Origin of the sequence: Paenibacillus sp. MMS20-IR301 (assembly GCF_032302195.1) — a bacterium.
Lineage (GTDB): Bacteria > Bacillota > Bacilli > Paenibacillales > Paenibacillaceae > Paenibacillus_AQ.
This window is the reverse complement of the sequence record NZ_CP135275.1, coordinates 388,848-408,834: the sequence shown is the minus strand read 5'-3', so window position 1 is coordinate 408,834 and position 19,987 is coordinate 388,848. Positions and strand designations below refer to the sequence as shown.

Sequence of the window (19,987 nt, the reverse complement as noted above, 5' to 3'; positions counted from 1 at the left end):
AATCCGGGCTGTACAGTTCCCTGATTCCTGTTCAGGCCAAGCTTACACTGCGGCTGTGCGGTGAAAAGCAAAAAAAGACCCGCGGAATGAAAAAATCTCACTCGCGGGCCCGCATTCTGTTCTTATTTACTGCGGTCAATGGCTGATTTCAGGCGGTATTCCTTCGGTGTCGTGCCGTAGCGGCGTTTGAACAGCCGGTAAAAATAGCTTTCGTTGCCGAAGCCTACCTTCTCCATAATCTCTGTTACGGTTAAATCCTTCTGCTCCAGGTAGTCCCTGGCATAGGCGAGGCGCGCCGCATTGATCTGGTCAACCACCGTTATGCCCTCCTGCGACTTAAATACCTGGCCCAGATAAACGGAGCTCATCTTCAGCATGTCGGCAATCCGCTGCACATTGAGGTCCGGGTCAGCATAGTGCCGGCCGATAATCTCCTTCACGGTCTCCGCCAGCAGGCGGCTCTTGTCCTCGCGGCCGCTCCGCCGCTGCTCTGCCACCTCGCTCACAACCTCCAGCAGCACGGCTTCGATCTCATCAAGCGTCTCCTTCTCCAGAATCCGCCGGTTGATGGCCTGCAGGTTGACGGATACCGGATTGACGTTATGGCTGTTCATCTCCCCCAGCGTATTGCTCAGCGTAACCGCCAGATGCAATACCGCCGAGAACATATTCTCGTAGCTGAAGCCGCCGAGCAGCTCCCTCCAGCTGCGGATCGCCTGCTCCGTCTCCTCCAGATCGCCGCCCTTCAGCCCCTCGGTCAGCTGGCGCTCCAGCTCCTGCGGGATGCGCAGTGTCTCATTCTGTTCATTCTCCCGCAGCTGCTCCGGCTTAAGCACCGCCCCCTTGCCGTAAATCATCCGGTAATTCGAGTGGCGGACCGCCAGATTATAATGCCGGGTCAGGCTGCGGTAGTCTGTGAATACCTCACTGAGTGTAACGGTGAAGGTAATTCGGTAATAAGCCAGTACGGTCTGCTGGAGCTCCTTAAAGCGGTCATTCAGCTGCTCCAGCTTCCGTGCTCCCGGGGGGCCGTCTGCCGTAACTGCCCCGCTGCCGAATATGAAGACCAGATGCCCGCTTTTCATATCTACAGCTTCGCATGATCCGTCCTGGCTGAGCAGCTCCTGGCCGATATTGGCAATGGCGAAGTACAGCAGGGGCTCCATCGCCGCACCCTGGCCGGCAGCCAGCCCCTGAAGATCGTCAATCTGCACCAGGGCCAGCCGCAGCGGCCCCGGATAAGCAATATCAAGGCCATATTGCTCCCTGATCTGCAGGAACGTATTCTCGTCTATATTCCCGCTTGCTCCGACCAGGCTGCGCAGCTGGTACACCTTGGCGATATTCGACTGCGAGGCCCGTTCCTGCTCCAGCCCCTTCAGCTTGCCGATCATCTCCGTCACATTGGCCGCAATCAGCGACAGCTCATCCCGGCCCTGCGGGGCGCCGCGTTCATTCTGCGGCACCAGCGTCAGCAGCTGGCCCACCGGCTTATACAGCCGCAGCGAGAAGAACACGGACAGCATGACCGCAAGCAGAACGACCGACAGCGTGACCGCCACCTCCGTCCATTTCATCTGCCGCACGCTGCCCAGCACCACATCATAATCCTGCAGGCTGACAATCTGCCAGTTATTCAGCGCCTTGCTTAAATAAGTGACCTTGTATTTGCGGTCTTCATGATTATAGATAAAAGAATCCACCGGCTTATCCGACGGCGTGAGCCGCGGCAGCAGGTCCTGCTTAATGTTAAGTCCTGCGGGCAGCAGGCCGTCCGTCGAGATCAGCACCTCGCCATCACTGTCGGTAATGAACAGCACATCATTTTGCCGCTCGGCCACCATATTAAGCGCTTTCACATTGTCAAGCATCCAGTCCGGCTTCACCGTCAGAATCAGCACATTGTCATTGATGGAGCCCAGCGCCTCCCCGTCATACAGAAAGAAGGCGAACACATCGATCCCCTCGTTTTTGCCGTCCAGATCCAGGGGAATCAGCTGCAGCTTCGGCAGATCCGCGCGGGAAGCCATATAGCTCTCCAAAGCCCCATACAAGGTGCTGTTATTGATGTCATGGTTAAGTGAGGAAAAGAACCGCTGCTGGGCGCCGTTATAAAAGACTGCGGCGTGCAGATACGGCGATGAGGCGACGGTGTGATTCAGACGTTCTATCTTTAGAATACTCTGCTTGTAATCTGCACCTGACTTCAGCGCAAGCAGCTCTTCATCGTTGTACAGCGATATAGCCAGATCCTTCACGATGCCGTTCATATTCTCAACGTTATAATTGATCTGGGTCAGCAGCTTCCGGTCAGCTTCATTCTGCAGGCTGAGCACCCGGCTGCGGGCACTGGCATTCAGAAACAGCGAGGCCACAGCGAGTGTGGCAACCACCAGCATAAAGCTGAGTAAGATCCGCTGCAGATATTTGCGTGAACGGATCGTCTGGAGTACATTCATGGGTTCACTCCCCCTGCGCTTAGGTGACCTAACTATAATCCCGGCTGATTTTGCCTGTCAATCCGTCCTTTGGGGCAGCTTCTGTTATTCCTGGCGTACATCCGGCCATAGTTCCGGCTCTGTACCAAAGAGCTCTTGTAAAAGAGTATGCGCTATAACCCGGTGGCCGGAGACATCCGGATGAATCCCGTCACCGTAACGGTAAGCAGTGTTAATCGACCGTTCCTGCCTGATATGATCAAGCAGCGGTGTGCGCAGATCGATGACCTGATCAGCCGGGCAGCCCCCGGACAACAGCCAGTCCGCATAATGCTCCAGCACCCGGTTGTAATCCCTATAGGGCGCAAGATAACTGAAATCATCCGCCTCCGCCGGCAGCAGCGGGCCGTTCATAGACAGGGCATCGAACGGCGGCGGGGTCAGCAGGACCACCTTCGCCCCGGCTTCATGGATCTGTGCGCTCAGCCGCCGCATTCCGTCCTGATAGGCGGCAAACCTGTCAGCTACGAACGGATGGTAGATCCCGTCATTCATCCCGTAGCAGGCTACGACTACATCCGGGGAGGCTTCGGCAAGCTCCCTTGTGAGCCGTTCATGGATACAGGGACGCGGGAACGGATGTGCCGCCTCGCTGAGTCCCGAGGCCGTCTCGCTCGGCACTCCCCGTGCCGTCAGCCGGACTCCTGATTGCGGCCGGTGCTTCTTCAGCCATTCTCCGGCCAGCCGGATATATTGACCGTCAGCCGTAATGCTGTCTCCAAGAAACAGGGCATGCGGCTGCTCGGAATTGTGGTTCTCCATTATCTTAGTCGTGAATAAAGGCAGCATGCTTTTCCCTCCTGACAAGTACGCCAAGGCGTATGACCTTCCTTAACGGCGGTATGCCCGCAATCTAATGGTAGCGCCGCCTGCCCTTTTCCGCCTTGACGATATCGCCCTTCCTTAGCATAATAATGCCATGACAACCAAATTATTAGCGCGGGACATCGGACTTGAGCCCGGATTTACCTTCCGCATCCAGAAATGTCCGCTGACCCATGATTACTATGTACACAGCCATGACTTCTCTGAGCTTGTCGTCATTCTGTCAGGAAGCGCCGTGCATATTATCGAGGGGAGAGAGTATCCGGTAACGGCCGGCCAGGTTTTTCTGATTCACAGCGGTGTTTCCCATGGCTACAAGAATGTCGAGGATATTGAGTACGTGAACGTGATGTTCCAGCCCGAGGAGCTGCTGCAGCAGCCCGAGCTCAGGCTGCTTCCCGGCTTTCAGGCCTTGTTCTACATCGAGCCCTTTTACCGGCAGGAGATGTATTTCAGGGGCATGCTGTCCCTGAATGCCGGGCAGCTGCTGGAGGCAACAAGGCTGCTCGATCTGATCCTGGCTGAGCATGAGCGCCGGGAGGACGGCTACCGGCTGATGGTCCGCACCTATTTTACCGCCCTCGTGGGCATGCTCTCCCGTTATTATCAGAACAGCAGCGGAGGCGAGGACAACAAGGCGCTGCGGATCGGTGAGGCAGTTACCTATATCGAGGAGCATTTCCTCCAGCCGGTCACCCTGCAGTCTATGGCGGATATGGCTTATATGTCCACCCGCCAGTTCCTGAGGGTCTTCACCCGCAACTACAAAACTACGCCCATGGACTATGTCATCCGCAAGCGGCTGGACTATTCCTGCACGCTGCTGCGGGACCCGGATCTTCCGGTATCCCAGGTGGCCATGGACAGCGGCTTCCATGACCAGAACTATTACGCCCGCCAGTTCCGCAAATTATATAACTGCACGCCAACCGAATACCGTGAACGGATCAGCGGCTCCGGGGAGCGCGGATAGTTATTGCTTGTTGTCTCCTGCGGAGGCGGCTTCATCCCGCTGGCGCAGCCGCCTCCGGTAAGCTACCGGGGTCATGCCGAATCTGGCGCTGAACAGCCGGGTCAGGTAGTTGGCATCCCGGATGCCGATCCGTTCGGCAATATCGGAGACGCTGAGCACCGTGCCGCCGAGCAGCTTCTTCGCTTCCTCCAGCCGCCGCTGGAGCACATACTGCAGCGGCGTCGTGCCGATATGCTGCTTCATGCACCTCGTAATATAATCCGCCTGGAAGTGCAGCTCCTCCTGCAGCCCCGTCAATTGAAACGGCTCCCGCCAGTGCCCGTCCAGATACGCCGCCGCTGCGCGGGCCAGCCGGACCGCCGGCTCCGGCAGTGCCGTGCGGGCGCATTCGGCCTGAAGCGCCGCCATCAGCTCGGCCAGAAGAACGTGGAGCCGCAGGGCATTTTCGGCGTTCAGCCGGCTGTGAATTTCGTTCATTTCATGCAAAATCGGCTCCAGCGACTCTACATCCACTTCGGCAAACTTCGGCATGTACAGCCGCTGCTGCGCAGAGGGCTCTTCATCCTCGACCGTTCCTTTGGCCAGCAGTGCGGACCAGGGAATCTCCTCCTGCCGGATATAGGCCGGCTTCCCCTCATGAATGAAGTGCACCCAGTAAATCTCCGTATCCGCTTCACAGACCCGGTAACCCTCGTGCGGCAGCCCGGCCTCCAGCACCAGCAGCCTGCCCGGACCGATCGCGTATTCCTTCCCCTCTTCAGCCATATACAGCGTTCCCCGCTTGACCAGCAGCAGATCGTATACCCCGAAGGTCCGGGCGAAATGCCGGTCGCCCGGCGACCAGACGGCCAGCCCTACCGTGACGAATTTCGGCAGCGGCGGGATCGTAAATTCCAGACAGAGCACCCTCTCCCACTCCTTTATCAAAGTCGGTTTTGTGCTAGTTCAAGTCTATAATATCACTGGTAGCGCTTGCAGAAAAGAGGTACATTGACTGGGAATCGTTATATATCCAATTTCTATAAGGAGCTGTTCATCCATGCGTTTCCGTCAGGTTCATCTCGACTTCCATACCTCTGAGGCCATTCCCGGCATCGGACAAGATTTCAGCAAAGCCCAGTTCCAGTCCATGCTGCGCGCCGGCCATGTCGATTCCGTCACCGTGTTCTCCAAATGCCATCATGGCTGGGCTTATCATCCCAGCGAAGCCAATGAGATTCATCCACAGCTTGACTTCGATCTGCTGGGGGAAATGATCGAAGCCGCCCACGAAATCGGGGTTAAGACTCCGGTGTATTTATCAGCCGGCCTGGATGAGAAGCTGGCCCGCCGCCATCCCGAGTGGCTCATCCGTGACGCGGAGGACCGCACACGCTGGGTGAAGGATTTCATGACGCCGGGCTATCACGAATTCTGCCTGGGCACGCCTTATCTGGACATTCTCCTGGCACAGATTCATGAGGTGGTCAGCCGTTATGATGCGGACGGCATCTTCCTCGATATCGTCGGCGCCCGCAAATGCCGCTGCCAATACTGCGTAGCCGCCCTGCGGGCAGACGGCAAGGACCCGCGCGACGAGGCAGCCGTGGTTGCTCTGGGTGAGCAGACCTATCTGAACTATGCACGCCGCGTCCGCAAGACCATCGACGCCGTGAAGCCCGGCCTGCCGGTCTATCACAACAACGGCCATCAGCAGCGGGGCCGGCGCGACCTCGTCCATGTCAACACCCATCTTGAGCTGGAATCGCTGCCGACCGGGGGCTGGGGCTACGACCATTTCCCGCTGTCTGCCCGTTACGCCCAGCCGCTTGGCCTGGAATTTCTCGGCATGACCGGCAAATTCCATACCTCCTGGGGCGAATTCGGCGGCTACAAGCATCCGAACGCGCTGCGTTATGAAGCTGCGCTCAGCCTCGCCCACGGCGCCAAATGCTCCATCGGCGACCAGCTTCACCCGTCCGGCCTGATGGATGAAGCCACCTACGCCCTGATCGGCGCCGCCTATGCCGAGGTCGAGGCGAAGGAGCCGTGGTGCAGCGGCGTTGCCTCCGTTGCCGACATCGCCGTCCTGTCCCTGGAGGCAGCGCGCGAGGCCTGCCCCGGCGGGCAGGCGCTCAAGGGGGCGCGCAATCTGGCCGATGCCGGGGCGGTGCGCATTCTGACCGAAGGCCACTATCTGTATGACATCGTCGATGTGGATAGTGACTGGTCAGCCTACAAGGTGCTGGTGCTGCCGGATGAGGTGCCGGTCTGGCCTGAGCTGGCGGCAGCCATTGCCGCCTTTACCGCCCGGGGCGGCAAGGTGCTGGCTACCGGCCGGTCCGGCCTGAACCCGGCCGGAGATGCTTTTGCGCTCGACCTGGGGGTGAGCTGGCTGGGAACAAATACGTACCGGCCGTCCTATTTCCGGCCGCACTTCACTCCCGGTGCGCTGCAGCCCGCTTCCTTCGTCATGTACGGTGAGGGACAGCTCGTGGAGTTAAACGGCGGGGACTCCCTGGGCCATCTGGAGAACCCGTATTTCAACCGCGATGTATTTACCTTCTGCTCGCATCAGCATACACCGGGTGCCCGGGAGGACAACGGGCCGGCCATGGTCGAGAGCGGCAGCGGGATCTACATCGCCTGGGATGTATTCAGCGAATATGCCGACGGCGGCCATCTTATCCTCAAGGAGATGGTGCTCCATGCATTGTCCCGGTTGCTGCCGCAGCCCGTGCTCAGCACCAGCCTGCCGGCGCGGGGCATCACGACCCTGCAGTATCAGCAGGCTGAGCGCCGCTACGTGCACCACCTGCTCTATGCGGCTCCGGCACTGAAGGGCCGCATCGAGGTGATCGAGGACATCGTGCCGCTGCACGATGTCTCCGTCCGCCTGCGGCTCCCGTCCGGTGAAGCCGTCAAGCGGGTCTATCTGGCCCCGGCGATGACTGAGCTGCCGTTTGCGGCAGATATGGACGGCGGGATTTCGTACACCGTCCCATATATTGAGAATCACCAGTTGGTCGTGATCGAGCTGGCCTAGGTAGTTTTGGTCAGAGGATGCAGCCAGGCTATCCTCCATCCATGCAGATAGCAGCAAGCCCCAGGCATTCGCATAGTCTGGGGCTTGCTGCTTTCACTTACTATATTGTTCTCCATTTTAACCGGCGGATGGGCTCCCGGCTACATTTCGTTGGATCTTCGTCACCTACTTCCTCGGCTCTAGAGATTTGCTAGATTTAGGGGCACTTCTGCCCCTATTTGCTGCTCATCGCTCGCTTTCGCTAGATTTAGGGGTATTTCTGCCCCTATTTGCCGCTCATCGCTCACTTTTGCTAGAATTAGGGGCACTTCTGCCCCTATTTGCCGCTCATCGCTCACTTTTGCTAGAATTAGGGCACTTCTGCCCCTATTTTGCGCTCATCGCTCGCTTTCGCTAGATTTAGGGGCACTTCTGCCCCTGATTTATGCTATCCACTCCAGCCATATTGCGGCGATTCATAAACTCCACCTAAGGTACGCCTGAATGTGGCTTCGAATTAGACTTATACGGGAAGAAACACTAACTACCTGAGTCAAATACGACACCGTCTGGCGCACACTTCGGCTACTTCGGGTACTTCAGGCACTTTGGCTACATCGGTACTTCGGGGACTTGGGGTACTTCGGGCACTTGAGGTACTTGAGGTACTTGAGGTACTTGAGGTACTTGAGGTACTTGAGGTACTTGAGGTACTTGAGGTACTTTGGGGTGCTTCGGATACTTCGGCTACACCAGCTACTTTGGCTACTTCGGTACTTCGGGGACTTGGGGTACTTCGGGCACTTAAGGTACTTGAGGTACTTGAGGTACTTTGGGGTGCTCCGGGTACTTCGGATACTTCGGATACTTCGGCTACTCCAGCTACTTTGGCTACTTCGGGCACTTTGGCTACTTCGGTACTTCGGGTACTTGAGGTACTTGAGGTACTTGAGGTACTTGAGGTACTTGAGGTACTTTGGGGTGCTTCGGATACTTCGGCTACTCCAGCTACTTTGGCTACTTCGGTACTTCGGGGACTTGGGGTACTTCGGGCACTTAAGGTACTTGAGGTACTTGAGGTACTTGAGGTACTTGAGGTACTTGAGGTACTTGAGGTACTTGAGGTACTTTGGGGTGCTCCGGGTACTTCGGATACTTCGGCTACTCCAGCTACTTTGGCTACTTCGGTACTTCGGGCACTTGAGGTACTTGAGGTACTTGAGGTACTTGAGGTACTTTGGGGTGCTTTGGGGTGCTTTGGGGTGCTTTGGGGTGCTTCGGATACTTCGGCTACTTCAGCTACTTTGGCTACTTCGGTACTTCGGGGACTTGGGGTACTTCGGGCGCTTGAGGCACTTGAGGTACTTGAGGTACTTTGGGGTGCTTCGGATACTTCGGATACTTCGGCTACTCCGGTTACTTCGGCTACTTCGGCTACTTCGGACACTTCAGCTACTTCGGTTACTTCGGCCACTTCGGCTACTTCGGAGACTTCGGGGACTTTGAGTCCACCGGGTACTTTGGGCACTTCGGTTACTTAGGAAATTTATGTTACTACGGACATGACAGCCCTTATGTGCCCGTTTTTGCTCCACTTGACGATTTTGCGGACACCACAGCCCTTATTCGCCACTTTTTGTGTGCTATCTCTACTTTTTCTAGCGAAATAACGGCGCTGATGTCCGTATGGCCAGCATTCAGGCATTTTTTCACATCTTAACGTCTCTCATGTCCGTAACGCTACACAATTTACTCAAAAACCGGCGCATGACTATACCCGCAGACCCGGACATCCGGCAGAAATTTATCCTCCGCTTAACGCTGCGCTGAAACAAGCCGGGTATAATATATATCATTACTAGCACCATCATCACCATCACCAGCACCACCAGCACCACCAGTACCAGCAGCACCATCATCATAACCACCAGCACCATCACCAAACCATCACCAAGGAGGCCTGATCCAATGACATCCACACCATCCGTCGTCATGACCCTTCTCCAGACCAGTGACATTCACGGCCACCTGTACCCTACAGATTACCGCGCAGCGGGTGACCAGCCGCTCGGGCTGGCGAAGCTGGCTACCCTGATCGCTAAGGAGCGAAGCCTCGATCCGGAACTCCTGCTGCTCGATAACGGTGACCTGCTTCAGGGCACACCGCTGATGTACCATTACGCCAAGCTCAGCAGCCGCCAGGGCAGGCACCCGGCAGGGCTGGCGCTAAAGCTGCTTGGCTATGATGCCGCCGTTCTTGGCAATCATGAATTCAATTACGGGCCTGAGCTGCTGAATCAGGCCATCACAGATTCAGACTGCCCGTGGCTGGCCGCTAATATTGTTAATGAAGACAGCCAGCTTCCGGCTTTCGGGCCGCCCTACCGCGTGTTCACGCACCCGGAGGGCATCCGGATTGCCGTGCTTGGCCTTACGACACACTATATCCCGAATTGGGAGAGTCCGGCACATATAGCCGGGCTTGAATTCAAGGATGCGCTCGAGAGCGCGCAAAGCTGGATTGCCCGCATCCGTGAGCAAGAGCAGCCCGATGCGCTTGTCGTCTGCTACCACGGCGGCTTCGAACGCGATCCGCTCACCGGGGAACCGACCGAACCGCTCACCGGAGAGAACCAGGGTTATGCCATGTGCCGGGAGCTGAGCGGCATCGATGTGCTGCTCACCGGGCATCAGCACCGGCTGCTGAGCGGTGAGGTGAACGGTGTCGCCATTGCCCAGCCGGGCAGCGCCGGCCAGGCGATGGCTAAGGTACAGCTGGAATTTGTGCCCCAGCCGGGCGGCAGCTGGAAACTCCACCGCAAGAGCACCCATCTGCTCATGGCAAGTGATGCAGCAGCAGACGAAGATTTCCTCTCCCAATTCACTGAGGAAGAGCGCGCGACCCAGGCATGGCTGGATCAGCCCATCGGCAGCTCAGAGGGAGACCTGTCGATTCCGGATCCCTTCACTGCCCGGCTCGCCGACCACCCCTTCACCGAATTCGTTAACCGCGTCCAGCTCGCGGTGACCGGCGCTGAAATTTCCTGCGCAGCGATCTTCACCAATGAAGCGCGGGGCTTCGGGGAGCAGATTACGATGCGCGATGTCGTCTCGAACTACATCTATCCCAACACCCTTAAGGTGCTCCGGCTGAGTGGCCGGCAGATCCGCGAAGCGCTGGAGCAGAACGCCCGCTACTTCGCGCGGGAGGAATCCGGCGGAGGTCTGCGGGTGTCCCCGGATTATCTGGCTCCGAAACCGCAGCATTATAATTACGATATGTGGGAAGGAATGGACTACACGCTTGATATTTCACAGCCGGTAGGCCAGCGGGTGGTGCGGCTTGAGCGCGGCGGCCTCCCCCTCACCGCAGACAGCAGCTTCGAGGTGGTTATGAACAGCTACCGCGCAGGCGGCGGAGGCAACTTCGACATGCTGAAGGGTGCCACCGTAGTCCGTGAAATTCCGACGGACATGACTGAGCTTCTCGCGGATTATATCCGTGAGCATGGCGTCATCCGCTCTGTGTGTAACCATAACTGGCAGGTCATTTACTGAAGCGTCCGGCCTGTACAGTCACACAACCTGTTCGCATACATCCCCGCAAAGCGGGGCTTTAGCTGCGAAGCATACTCCGCTACTTTGCGCGGACCCCGAAACAGATGAGCCCCTTAACAAAAAAAGTGTCCCAGGCAGCTGCAGCCTGGGACATCTTTTTTATTCAAATATGATAAACCGCTCAAGCTCAGCCCTTAACCAGTCTGCCGCGGATCTTATTCGAGATCCATTCAATCAGCAGGATTAGAATGACAAGGCCGATCAGGATTGAGCCGACCTGATTCCACTTGTACCCGTTCATCGCAAAGATAAGCGGTGCGCCAATCCCCCCGGCACCCACCAGACCGAGAATCGAGGCCTCACGCATATTCATATCGAAGCGGTGGATCGTCACGGACAGGAAGACGGACAGCAGCTGCGGAAGAATGCCGTAACGGATCTTCTCAAAGGTAGAACAGCCGATTGAGGTCATCGATTCAAGCACCTTCGTATCCAGCTCTTCAATTGCATCAACATAGAGCTTAGCCAGCATGCCGATTGATGTAATCCCTACCGTCATTACACCGGCAAACGGACCGGGACCGGATACGCGGATGAACATCAGCCCGTAGACCAGGGCAGGAATAGTCCGGATAATAATAAGCACCAGCCGGGTCAGCCACGCCAGCCATTTCGGCACGACATTCGATGCTGCCAGGAAGGCAAGCGGAACTGAGAGCACTGCCCCGACGAGGGTTCCGAGAAATGCGATGGCCATAGTCTGAACCAGCAAATAGAGAACACTCTGCTTTGATACGCTGAACAGGAGATTCAGATCGGGATGAACAATTCCGCTGAGGATATTTCCGGCAATTTTGAACCCGCTGCGGTTCATATCCTCAAGGTTGACGGCTGCCAGTGACCAAATGAACAACAGAAATACAATAATACTTACGGTTAGCACATAGCGGAGATTACGGGGCGAGGCCCCAAGCTGCTTATCGATGCTGGACATAGGCTCCCCCTCCTCTAGATTAGTTTTTTGCGGAAATGCTCGCTTACAGTTTCAATCAGATATACGATGACCACCAGCGACAGGATCGTCATCCCCAGGTTCGGATAATCGCGCCAGCCGAGGTCCTCCTTGATTAGCAGACCTACACCCCCGGCCCCGACGTAACCGAGAATCGCCGCGTAGCGGACATTGCCTTCGAAGCAGTACAGCGAGTAGGACAAGAACCCCGGCAGCACCTGAGGCATAACCGCATAACGGAACGCCTGCAGCCGGGACATGCCGATGGATTCCATCGCTTCAAAAGCGCCCATATCCACATTCTCGATCTGCTCATACATCAGCTTGCCGACATAGGACAGGGTGAACAGCAATATGGCAACCACGCCGGCGGTCGGGCCCAGTCCGAAGACGAAGGTGGCAATCAGTGCCGATACCAGCGTTGGGAGTGTTCGCAGCAGGCTGAGAATGACTTTGAATAAGGTCACGACTATCCGGCTCCGTACTATATTCGTAGAGGCTAGAACAGCTGTCGGCAGAGCAAGCAGCGCACCGATCATCGAACCGATGAGCGACATCTGCAGGGTATCGATCAGCGCCTTTTGCAGATGCTTCCAATAACTCCAGTCAGGGGGAATCATATTCCCGATAATTACGAAGAACTGGCCCACCCGGGTGAACAGCACCCGGATATCAAATTCAGTGAACTCCACCGATACGATCACCGCAGCAGCAATCAGCAGCAGAACGAGCGGCAGACGCGAGCGTTTTTCCAGGACCGTTTTGCCGCCGGGCAGCACTATTTTTTTGGGCGGGAAAATTTTATCATACATGAGGCGCACTCTCCTCCGGCATCAGGCCCGCTTCCCCCACCCTTTCACCGTAAATTTGCTCAAGAACCGCCTTCGTGACCTGCCCCGAATCGCCGTCAAATACAACCTCCCCCTTGCTGATGCCGATAATCCGGTCCGCATATTCCAGGGCCACCTCAACATGGTGGATGTTCATAATGACAGAGATGTTCATCTCCATGTTAATCCGCTTGAAATCGTTCATGACAATCCTTGAAGTTACAGGGTCAAGCGAAGCGATGGGCTCATCCGCCAGAATAATATCGGGATTCTGCGCAAGCGTACGGGCCAGAGCAACCCGCTGCTGCTGGCCGCCCGACAGCTGATCCACGCGGATATACGCTTTGTCCAGAATACCGACCTTATCGAGCGCCTCCAGCGCTTTAATTTTATGCTCCCTGGCGAAGACCCCCGTCAGCTTGCGCCAGAACGGCAGGTCAGGCACGAAGGACACCAGTACATTCTTCATGACCGTTGTTCTCGTCACCAGATTAAACGACTGGAAGATCATACCGATTCTCCGGCGGAACCGGCGGACCTGCTTGCCCTTCAGCTTCGCTACGTCTACACCGTCAACATTCAACTGGCCGCCCGTAATTTCATGCATCCGGTTAATGCAGCGGATCAGGGTCGACTTGCCGGCACCGGAAAGGCCGATAACAGCGACGAACTCGCCCTGCTCAATGCTCAGATCAATATGCTGTAAGGCGACGGTTCCGTTCGGGTACCGTTTCTCCACCTGTTTGAATTCGATCATGACCGATACTCCAATCTTGTGATGTGGCATACAAAAGTTAAAATAACCCCACAAAGTGGGGCTTTGGCTTCGAGGTTATCTTGTAAAGAATGAGAACATCATGACACCATGACGCCCTCATCCGATAACTTCCTGCACACTTTTCTCAGCTTGCGTGATTTATTGCTTCATGCTCTTGATCAGTTCCTGGGCTTTACGCTCATTGTCATAATCAGCGGATGTTGCTTCCTTGTAGCCTTCATGGCTGTACACGGAAATTACTTCTTTACCTTCCGGAGTCTGGGCAATAGCGATGAATGCCTCTTTAAGGGCAGCTTTGAACGCATCGTCCATCAGAGGGGACTGCTTGCTGACACTGATCGTGTCATTGTAGATTCCCTGAGTTACGCCGATTACATTCGTTTCATCCCAGACAGAAGCTGTTCTGCCAAGCTCTGCTGTCCATTTATCCACATAGTCTCTTCTTGCATCCGCATAAGCAACAATCACGTCAGCCTGGCCGTTTGCCAGACGGGCGAAGGAGCTGCCATAGGAATCAGAAGTAACCACATGGGCCAGATCAGTCAGGCTCTTGCTGTAGTTGGCCTGCAGCCACAGAGTAGGATAGATGTATCCGGCAGAAGAGGTAGTCGACATGATTGCCCAGTTGGCACTGTTCAGATCATCCCAGGTCAGGCTTTCTCCGCCATTTACCTTGGCAGCCAGCTCTTGGCCTTTTTCAGTCGGGCCGGCAATCAGCAGGGAACGGTAGTAAGTAGCCTGATCTGCAGTAGGTTCGGTAGGCTTGTTGTCATTCCAGTCCTTCGGGTTGTCGGAATCATTGGAGAGTCCGGCACGGGTTGCGGTCAGAATAACTTCAGCGCCATCATCATACAGTGCGTAAGTACCGCCGGGAATCAGACCGATATCCGTTGTTCCGGCAGTCAGGGCTTCACCAACCGCTTCGTATGTAGTGCCGACGTCGATGCTTACTGTATCTACATTGTAGCCTTCGGTAGCCAATTGAGTTTTAAGTAATTCCTTAAGGGGATCGGTAGCTGTGATGATCTGATCCGGGTCCTTGGAAGGAACAAAGCTGATCTTCAGCTCTTTGATTTCGGTTGCTCCCGCTGGTGTTGCAGTGGCAGTAACCTCGGTGGCTGGTGCAGCGCTCCCGGCAGCACTATTGTTGCTGCCCCCATTGTTATTAGAACCACATCCCGACAGAAGACCAATGCTCATTGCAAATACGGCGGTTAACATTAAATTCTTTTTCACTAGAAAGTACCTCCACTTTTTGAGTTTTTTTCTTTCTATTTCCTAATTCAGGTAAAAATCCCGATTAGGACGCCCGAGTCCCATCATACAAGCCCTATGTTTGGTGATAATTAAAACTATGTAAAGGAACATTTCCTCAGGTTAGAGCTCTGTCAGGGAGTACATTTAACGATTAACGCAGGATTAACCCGCAGCAGGGAAAGTGTAAAAAAACAGGGGATTTTCCCCGTTATTCAAAAAAATAGACCCCGGCGAGTGTAAACGGCAGCAGAGATATATTTTACAAATAATAAAAATTTTAAATTCCCGTTCGTTAGTGTAAGCCTCTGTGCCTTGTACAATAACATTCATCCAAAGTGGAATTAAGGTGCTATAATTAGATAGGGTTCACCATTACCGATTGCAGCCAGAGGTGTCAGATGAGTATGAAAATGAAACACAGGGAATATCTGAATAAGCTTGTACAGTTGTTTGTAGTTTTCTTAAAGCTGGGGCCTTCCACCTTCGGGGGAGGGTATGCCATGATTACGGCGATTGAGCGGGAAGTTGTAGAGAAGAAAAGCTGGCTGAAGCAAGATGAAGTCGGGGATATGGTCTCTGTGGCGGGTTCCGCACCAGGCGGTGTAGCGGTGAATTCGGCTGCCTATATCGGATACAGGCTGGCCGGAACTGCGGGGGCGGTCATTGCCGTAACCGGCATAACGCTGCCGACCTTATTGATTGTACTGATTCTCAGTGTCTTCGGCACGATGTATAAGGATGTTCCCAAAGTGGCAGCGGCGCTGAAGGGAGTTCATGCGGCCGTGGTGGCTTTGATTATTCTGGCGGCATATAGAGTGGGACGAAGCTCCATTTTTGATTCAGCTACGCTGGTCATCACCGGACTGACGGTGCTTGTGCTATTTTTCACCTCGCTGAACTCAGTCTATCTGATTCTCGGCGGTCCGGCGGCCGGTGTAGCCGTCATCATCATCAAACATGCCCTGGGGATTTCCGCAGTGACGGAAAAGGATGTGAAGGATAACCAGCTCGAGATTAACTATCCGGAATATTATATTTAAAGGTGCTGATGTAAGTGTTATGGCAATTGTTTGTTGTATTCTTGAAAATAGGGTCGATTTCATTCGGCGGAGGTTATGCGATTATCGCACTCATTCAGCGTGAAGTGACGGATAACGGCTGGATTCAGCCGCAGAAATTCCAGGAGCTGGTGGCGCTGGCCGGCATGTCTCCCGGGTCCATTGCCACAAATACGGCGACTCTAATCGGCTACTCGCAGCTTGGTCTCGCCGGGGCTGCCGCGGCAACCGCCGGAATCATACTGCCGTCCCTGATCATCGTCATCCTCTGCGCTTCATTCTTTCTGAAGATGCAGGGCAACCGCTGGGTAAGAGCTTCGTTCTATGGATTGCGTCCGGTCATCACCGGGTTTATCATCTATGCTGCGGTCCATTTCGGGGCGGGCGGGTCCGGGAAGCCGCTGCTCACCTGGCCGAATCTCGGGATGTTAATCATCTGTGTACTCTGCCTGACGGCCGTGCTCAAGTATAAGCTCCATCCCTTTGCAGCCATCCTTCTGTCGGCGGTCTGCGGCATTGTTATCTTTTGAGGCAAGAATAGATTAATCCGTAAAATTCACATGAGTGGAGCCAAGCCTGGAAATCTGTGAGAATACAATAGTCATATCCGCAGGAGATAAGTCGAAATCCCGCTGGATCCAAAATTGGATAGTTCCCACATAGGCTGAGGCCAAATAGGCAAATAAATACTCTTGTTTCACAGGGATTTCCGGGGAAGAGGTCTGACGGTGCTTGGCTTTGTAAGCATGCACGAATTGCCGGTTTATTAATTCAGTCATCTGGAGTGAAAGTGCCGAATCCCCTCCGCGCCCCATAAAAACTTTAAAAAACCGTTTTTGTTCAAGTACATACTCAAAAGGGCGGACATATCCGGAAGGAGGATTACTGAAGGGCTCCTGGCTCTCAGGAGTGTGGCCGAGCTTCTTAATCAGTGCATGGAACTGTTCCAGCAGCTCATGCTTGAATTGTTCGTAAAAATCATGAATGTCCTTATAGTGCAAATAAAAAGTCCCTCTGTTTAATCCGGCTTTTTCTGTCAACTCTCTTACAGTGATGCTTTCGAGGGTTTTTTCTGATGCCAAATCAAGGAGAACATCTCGTAATAGAGTCCGGGTTCTCAGAATACGCCGGTCAACCTTATCATTCATAGTCTCTCTCTCCCTAAAAAAAGTGCCCGTTACCGATCATTCAGCAGCTTCTGGTTGATTAATGAACACAAGCCCAGATCATGACCATCGATTTTTTGGGTCTTTACATTATAATCAACGGGCAACAGCTAATCAACACAACGTTCACTAAAGAGGAGAAAAGCTATGAATAAAAAAGCTATATTGGCAATTATCCCCGGAATGATGATGGTAATGATCGACAGCACTGCTATGAATGTGGCTATTCCCAATCTGGCTAGAGATTTTGGAGTTTCTTTTGATACTTTGCAATGGGTAATCACAGGATATTTGCTGGCAATGTCTGTAACAATTCCGCTGGCAGGATGGTTCTCAGACAGATTTGGCGCAGCCAAAGCTTATAGCATAGCCGTAATGTTATTTGTGTTCGGCTCATTAATATGTACGGCCGCTCAGAATGCAGAACAGTTAATCGCATTTAGAGTCCTGCAGGGGTTAGGCGGAGGAATGGTGCAGCCCATAGGCATGGCTATGGTTTTCCGCCTTGCACCCGCAGACAAAAAAGGACAAGTCATGGGAATGCTCGGTATTCCGATGCTGCTGGCACCAGCCTCAGGCCCTGTCCTATCCGGCTGGTTAATAGAATCTGTCAGCTGGCACTGGATATTCCTGATTAATTTGCCGCTGGGAGTCCTTACGGTATATTATTAGGTTTGTATTATTTGCCTAAATCCGGCTTGCTGAGCGCACCCTCCCCTTCCGTGAATACAAAATCATTGGATCTGCTCGGCTTAATATTGGCCCCGGCCGCCTTTGTCCTAATCGCATTAAGTCTAAATGTTAGCTCTGTTCCTTTGATTGCATGGCTAATGGTCATTGCCGGTGTTATGCTGCTGATTTGGTTATGGGTCCATGAGACACGGCACCCTGATTCCATTTTGGAATTGAAGGCTTTTCGGGCAGCCAGTTTTAGGAGAGGGATGTTAGTGAGCTGGATACAATATATAGCTCTTAACGGATCAATCGTATTTATTCCGCAGTATTTACAGAATTTCAAGGGCTATAGCCCGTTTCAGGCCGGACTGGTGATGAGCATGCTGGCGGTTACTTCCGGACTATTAATGCCTGTTGGAGGCAGACTTTTTGACCGTATCGGTATTCGGCCTCTAGCAAGTGCCGGTCTGGGAATTATTGCTTTAGCTTTAACGCTTCTTTCGCGTATGAACATGAATGCAGATGGAGTGCTGATTACGGGGGTAGTGGGATTACTCGGAATCGGGATGGGGCTTTGCATGATGTCACTGAACACTTACATCCTGCAGTCTGCCCCCAGGGAGTCAATCAGCCGGGTTACACCACTTATTTCGGCAAGCTCCAACCTCATTATCCCTCTTTCCATTGCCGGATTAAGTCAATTTATGCGTATTAGAATCAATACCAGGGCAGGGGTACCAGGCATTGACGCTCCCTTAGCAGAGCTGGCTGCATACGCGGACACTTTCCTGCTCGCTGCCTGCATCGCTGTATTCGGAGCACTATTCAGTCTATGGCTAACGGGCAAACGGCAAAGATAATTCCTGGTTTTGGAATTCCTTTGTATGCTTACACTATAATTTTACTTGGACGGCTCATAATGCACATGGACCTCAATGACCTCTGAGGATTTCTTAAGCTCATTCTCCACATTGGTTGCCACATTATGAGCCTCCTGGAATTCCAGGCCCCGCTCGATAGACAGGACAACGTCCACTACAGCATTGCTGCCATAGTTTCTTGCCCGCAGCTCCTTAACCTCCTCCACACCTTCCACCTGCTCTACCGTCTCCTTAAACACCTGTATAATCGTTTCGTCGAAGCCGTCGGACAGGTGATGCGAGGCATCACGGAATATATCCCATGCCGTCCTGCAGATCACTAAGCCTACAATAATAGCTGTTACAGCATCAAGCCAGGGCATGCCGAACTGCGAGCCGGCAATACCGATTACAGCGCCGATGCTGACCAGGGCATCCGAAATATTATCTTTGGCTGCGGCCATCACAGCCTGGCTTTTGATTTTGAGGGCCAGCTGCTTATTGTAACGATACACGAAATACATCACCGCAGCACAGAACAGCCCGGTCCATACGGAGATCAGATCCGGCGATTCCCCGTGCCGCTTGAAGACCGAGAAGACTGCCGTAATCAATACCTGCAGCCCGACTGCCATCATAATAAAGGAGGCGATCAGGGAAGCGATCGTCTCCGATTTCCAGTGGCCGTAAGGATGATCTTCATCCGCCGGCCGCTGGGCCAGCTTCAGACCGACCAGCACAGCGATGGAAGCTACTATATCCGTTGCATTATTCAGACCGTCTGCCTTCAAGGCTTCAGAGCCGGAGATATTCCCGATGATCAGTTTCAGAGCGGACAAGCAGATGTAAGCAATGATGCTGACAATGGCTCCGCGTTCACCCAGTTTCAAATTCTCATAACGCTGCTGCTGTTCCATTTCCAGTATTCCCCTCTCAAGCGCGATAACATTGTTTCATCTTAGCAGACGCAATTTGAGTGGGTCTAGAGAAACGTTTTTTGACCGGAGACTATTTATGTCCCCGGTCAAAGAAGCTTGCCCTGATGCAAAATCATTGCCGCAAGGCACTATGCGGTTCGAAACTGTCTTACTGCACGGCCATCGTCTTCGTCTGTGTTCCGGAGAACGGCACTGGAATGTAGGCCACGCGTGTTACCTGCGTAAGCTTCACCTCATGCTCGCCTTCCGGCAGACCGCCGTCCTGCTCAACATAGACAATGGCTTCCTGTCCGTATTCCCACTTGTAGGAAGTAACAGTCGTCATTTCCTCCAGCGTGAAGTACTGCTCGCCGTCCAGCGAGAAGCGGATGCTCTCGCGGGGAACCGGCCGGCCGCCGACTTCGATCTGAATATCGTGCACCATGGAGAGCGGGATTCCCCGGTAATAGGTAATCCGTGTACGCATCTCATAACCGGTGTTCTTCCCGTCCTTCTTCACATTCTTAAGACTGTTGTCCGTCAACACATAATTATCAAACATGATCTTATCCCTCC

The 19,987-nt window shown here is 54.1% G+C and carries 19 protein-coding genes; 8 read left to right on the top strand and 11 right to left on the bottom strand.

Translation table 11 applies throughout. From position 1 onward, the window contains the following. Positions 1-122 precede the first annotated feature (122 nt). Both LOS79_RS01765 and LOS79_RS01760 read right to left on the bottom strand, forming a co-directional pair. Positions 123-2,459: a helix-turn-helix domain-containing protein gene (locus tag LOS79_RS01765; protein ID WP_315415834.1), complete on the bottom strand. Its 2,337-nt coding sequence runs from the start codon at positions 2,457-2,459 to the stop codon at positions 123-125. Positions 2,460-2,543: 84 nt separating this feature from the next. Continuing rightward, a complete protein-coding gene (locus LOS79_RS01760) occupies positions 2,544-3,287 on the bottom strand; it encodes a GDSL-type esterase/lipase family protein (RefSeq protein ID WP_315415833.1) in 744 nt (247 codons plus the stop codon). Between the two features lie 130 nt (positions 3,288-3,417). On the opposite strand from LOS79_RS01760, the gene LOS79_RS01755 reads away from it, so the two are divergent. Further along, positions 3,418-4,296 (top strand): helix-turn-helix domain-containing protein, encoded by an 879-nt coding sequence (locus tag LOS79_RS01755; protein WP_315415832.1) that lies wholly within the window; start codon positions 3,418-3,420, stop codon positions 4,294-4,296. Here the strand turns inward: LOS79_RS01755 and LOS79_RS01750 are convergent, their stop codons facing one another. Then, on the bottom strand, positions 4,297-5,202 hold the full coding sequence (locus LOS79_RS01750) for a helix-turn-helix transcriptional regulator (RefSeq protein ID WP_315415830.1): 906 nt from the start codon (positions 5,200-5,202) through the stop codon (positions 4,297-4,299). It lies immediately after the preceding gene. A 133-nt stretch (positions 5,203-5,335) separates the two neighbouring features. On the opposite strand from LOS79_RS01750, the gene LOS79_RS01745 reads away from it, so the two are divergent. Together LOS79_RS01745 and LOS79_RS01740 are read left to right on the top strand one after the other, a co-directional pair. Then, positions 5,336-7,321 (top strand): beta-galactosidase trimerization domain-containing protein, encoded by a 1,986-nt coding sequence (locus tag LOS79_RS01745; RefSeq protein WP_315415829.1) that lies wholly within the window; start codon positions 5,336-5,338, stop codon positions 7,319-7,321. A 587-nt stretch (positions 7,322-7,908) separates the two neighbouring features. Beyond that, positions 7,909-8,841, top strand: a complete 933-nt coding sequence (locus LOS79_RS01740; protein ID WP_315415828.1) for a hypothetical protein — start codon at positions 7,909-7,911, stop codon at positions 8,839-8,841. Positions 8,842-9,009: 168 nt separating this feature from the next. Here the strand turns inward: LOS79_RS01740 and LOS79_RS01735 are convergent, their stop codons facing one another. Next, complete coding sequence (locus LOS79_RS01735; protein WP_315415827.1) at positions 9,010-9,294, bottom strand: hypothetical protein; 285 nt, start codon at positions 9,292-9,294, stop codon at positions 9,010-9,012. On the opposite strand from LOS79_RS01735, the gene LOS79_RS01730 reads away from it, so the two are divergent. Then, entirely contained in the window at positions 9,269-10,858 is a 1,590-nt protein-coding gene (locus LOS79_RS01730; RefSeq protein WP_315415826.1) for a bifunctional metallophosphatase/5'-nucleotidase, read from the top strand. The two genes, LOS79_RS01735 and LOS79_RS01730, sit on opposite strands and share 26 nt — an antisense overlap. 187 nt (positions 10,859-11,045) lie before the next feature. On the opposite strand, the gene phnE (LOS79_RS01725) is transcribed toward LOS79_RS01730, so the two are convergent. The 4 genes from phnE (LOS79_RS01725) to LOS79_RS01710 all read right to left on the bottom strand — a co-directional run bounded on the left by phnE (LOS79_RS01725) (position 11,046) and on the right by LOS79_RS01710 (position 14,714). Next, positions 11,046-11,852 (bottom strand): phosphonate ABC transporter, permease protein PhnE, encoded by an 807-nt coding sequence (gene phnE / locus LOS79_RS01725; protein WP_315415825.1) that lies wholly within the window; start codon positions 11,850-11,852, stop codon positions 11,046-11,048. 14 nt (positions 11,853-11,866) lie between these two features. Beyond that, positions 11,867-12,682: a phosphonate ABC transporter, permease protein PhnE gene (gene phnE / locus LOS79_RS01720; protein WP_315415824.1), complete on the bottom strand. Its 816-nt coding sequence runs from the start codon at positions 12,680-12,682 to the stop codon at positions 11,867-11,869. Then, positions 12,675-13,457, bottom strand: coding sequence for a phosphonate ABC transporter ATP-binding protein (gene phnC, locus LOS79_RS01715; protein ID WP_315415823.1), 783 nt, complete (start codon positions 13,455-13,457; stop codon positions 12,675-12,677). The genes phnE (LOS79_RS01720) and phnC overlap by 8 nt, the downstream gene beginning before the upstream one ends. Positions 13,458-13,616: 159 nt before the next feature. After that, the gene (locus LOS79_RS01710) at positions 13,617-14,714 is read right to left on the bottom strand and encodes a phosphate/phosphite/phosphonate ABC transporter substrate-binding protein (protein WP_315415822.1); all 1,098 of its coding nucleotides are present in this window, start codon (positions 14,712-14,714) and stop codon (positions 13,617-13,619) included. Positions 14,715-15,139: 425 nt separating this feature from the next. Between LOS79_RS01710 and LOS79_RS01705 the strand changes: the two genes are divergently transcribed. Together LOS79_RS01705 and LOS79_RS01700 are read left to right on the top strand one after the other, a co-directional pair. Further along, positions 15,140-15,775 (top strand): chromate transporter, encoded by a 636-nt coding sequence (locus LOS79_RS01705; RefSeq protein WP_315415821.1) that lies wholly within the window; start codon positions 15,140-15,142, stop codon positions 15,773-15,775. 14 nt (positions 15,776-15,789) lie between these two features. Continuing rightward, positions 15,790-16,323: a chromate transporter gene (locus LOS79_RS01700; protein WP_315415820.1), complete on the top strand. Its 534-nt coding sequence runs from the start codon at positions 15,790-15,792 to the stop codon at positions 16,321-16,323. Positions 16,324-16,335: 12 nt separating this feature from the next. Here the strand turns inward: LOS79_RS01700 and LOS79_RS01695 are convergent, their stop codons facing one another. Then, the gene (locus tag LOS79_RS01695) at positions 16,336-16,941 is read right to left on the bottom strand and encodes a TetR/AcrR family transcriptional regulator (RefSeq protein WP_315415819.1); all 606 of its coding nucleotides are present in this window, start codon (positions 16,939-16,941) and stop codon (positions 16,336-16,338) included. A 165-nt stretch (positions 16,942-17,106) separates the two neighbouring features. Between LOS79_RS01695 and LOS79_RS01690 the strand changes: the two genes are divergently transcribed. Further along, positions 17,107-17,631 (top strand): MFS transporter, encoded by a 525-nt coding sequence (locus tag LOS79_RS01690; protein ID WP_315415817.1) that lies wholly within the window; start codon positions 17,107-17,109, stop codon positions 17,629-17,631. 143 nt (positions 17,632-17,774) lie between these two features. Next, positions 17,775-18,494, top strand: coding sequence for an MFS transporter (locus tag LOS79_RS01685; RefSeq protein WP_397386726.1), 720 nt, complete (start codon positions 17,775-17,777; stop codon positions 18,492-18,494). Between the two features lie 41 nt (positions 18,495-18,535). Here the strand turns inward: LOS79_RS01685 and LOS79_RS01680 are convergent, their stop codons facing one another. Then, positions 18,536-19,411 carry a cation diffusion facilitator family transporter gene (locus LOS79_RS01680; RefSeq protein WP_315415815.1) on the bottom strand — a complete coding sequence of 292 codons (876 nt, stop codon included), beginning with the start codon at positions 19,409-19,411 and terminating at the stop codon, positions 18,536-18,538. 169 nt (positions 19,412-19,580) lie between these two features. Then, positions 19,581-19,973 carry a C-glycoside deglycosidase beta subunit domain-containing protein gene (locus LOS79_RS01675; RefSeq protein ID WP_315415814.1) on the bottom strand — a complete coding sequence of 131 codons (393 nt, stop codon included), beginning with the start codon at positions 19,971-19,973 and terminating at the stop codon, positions 19,581-19,583. Positions 19,974-19,987: the final 14 nt, after the last annotated feature.

Bases quoted from the DNA above. Each gene is read 5' to 3' on its own strand.
- phnE (WP_315415824.1), bottom strand. From the start codon at position 12,682: ATGTATGATAAAATTTTCCCGCCCAAAAAAATAGTGCTGCCCGGCGGC.
- LOS79_RS01765 (WP_315415834.1), bottom strand. From the start codon at position 2,459: ATGAATGTACTCCAGACGATCCGTTCACGCAAATATCTGCAGCGGATC.
- LOS79_RS01735 (WP_315415827.1), bottom strand. From the start codon at position 9,294: ATGACGACGGATGGTGTGGATGTCATTGGATCAGGCCTCCTTGGTGAT.
- LOS79_RS01690 (WP_315415817.1), top strand. From the start codon at position 17,107: ATGAATAAAAAAGCTATATTGGCAATTATCCCCGGAATGATGATGGTA.
- LOS79_RS01745 (WP_315415829.1), top strand. From the start codon at position 5,336: ATGCGTTTCCGTCAGGTTCATCTCGACTTCCATACCTCTGAGGCCATT.
- phnC (WP_315415823.1), bottom strand. From the start codon at position 13,457: ATGATCGAATTCAAACAGGTGGAGAAACGGTACCCGAACGGAACCGTC.
- LOS79_RS01760 (WP_315415833.1), bottom strand. From the start codon at position 3,287: ATGCTGCCTTTATTCACGACTAAGATAATGGAGAACCACAATTCCGAG.
- LOS79_RS01675 (WP_315415814.1), bottom strand. From the start codon at position 19,973: ATGTTTGATAATTATGTGTTGACGGACAACAGTCTTAAGAATGTGAAG.
- LOS79_RS01755 (WP_315415832.1), top strand. From the start codon at position 3,418: ATGACAACCAAATTATTAGCGCGGGACATCGGACTTGAGCCCGGATTT.
- LOS79_RS01695 (WP_315415819.1), bottom strand. From the start codon at position 16,941: ATGAATGATAAGGTTGACCGGCGTATTCTGAGAACCCGGACTCTATTA.
- LOS79_RS01705 (WP_315415821.1), top strand. From the start codon at position 15,140: ATGAAAATGAAACACAGGGAATATCTGAATAAGCTTGTACAGTTGTTT.
- LOS79_RS01730 (WP_315415826.1), top strand. From the start codon at position 9,269: ATGACATCCACACCATCCGTCGTCATGACCCTTCTCCAGACCAGTGAC.
- LOS79_RS01680 (WP_315415815.1), bottom strand. From the start codon at position 19,411: ATGGAACAGCAGCAGCGTTATGAGAATTTGAAACTGGGTGAACGCGGA.
- phnE (WP_315415825.1), bottom strand. From the start codon at position 11,852: ATGTCCAGCATCGATAAGCAGCTTGGGGCCTCGCCCCGTAATCTCCGC.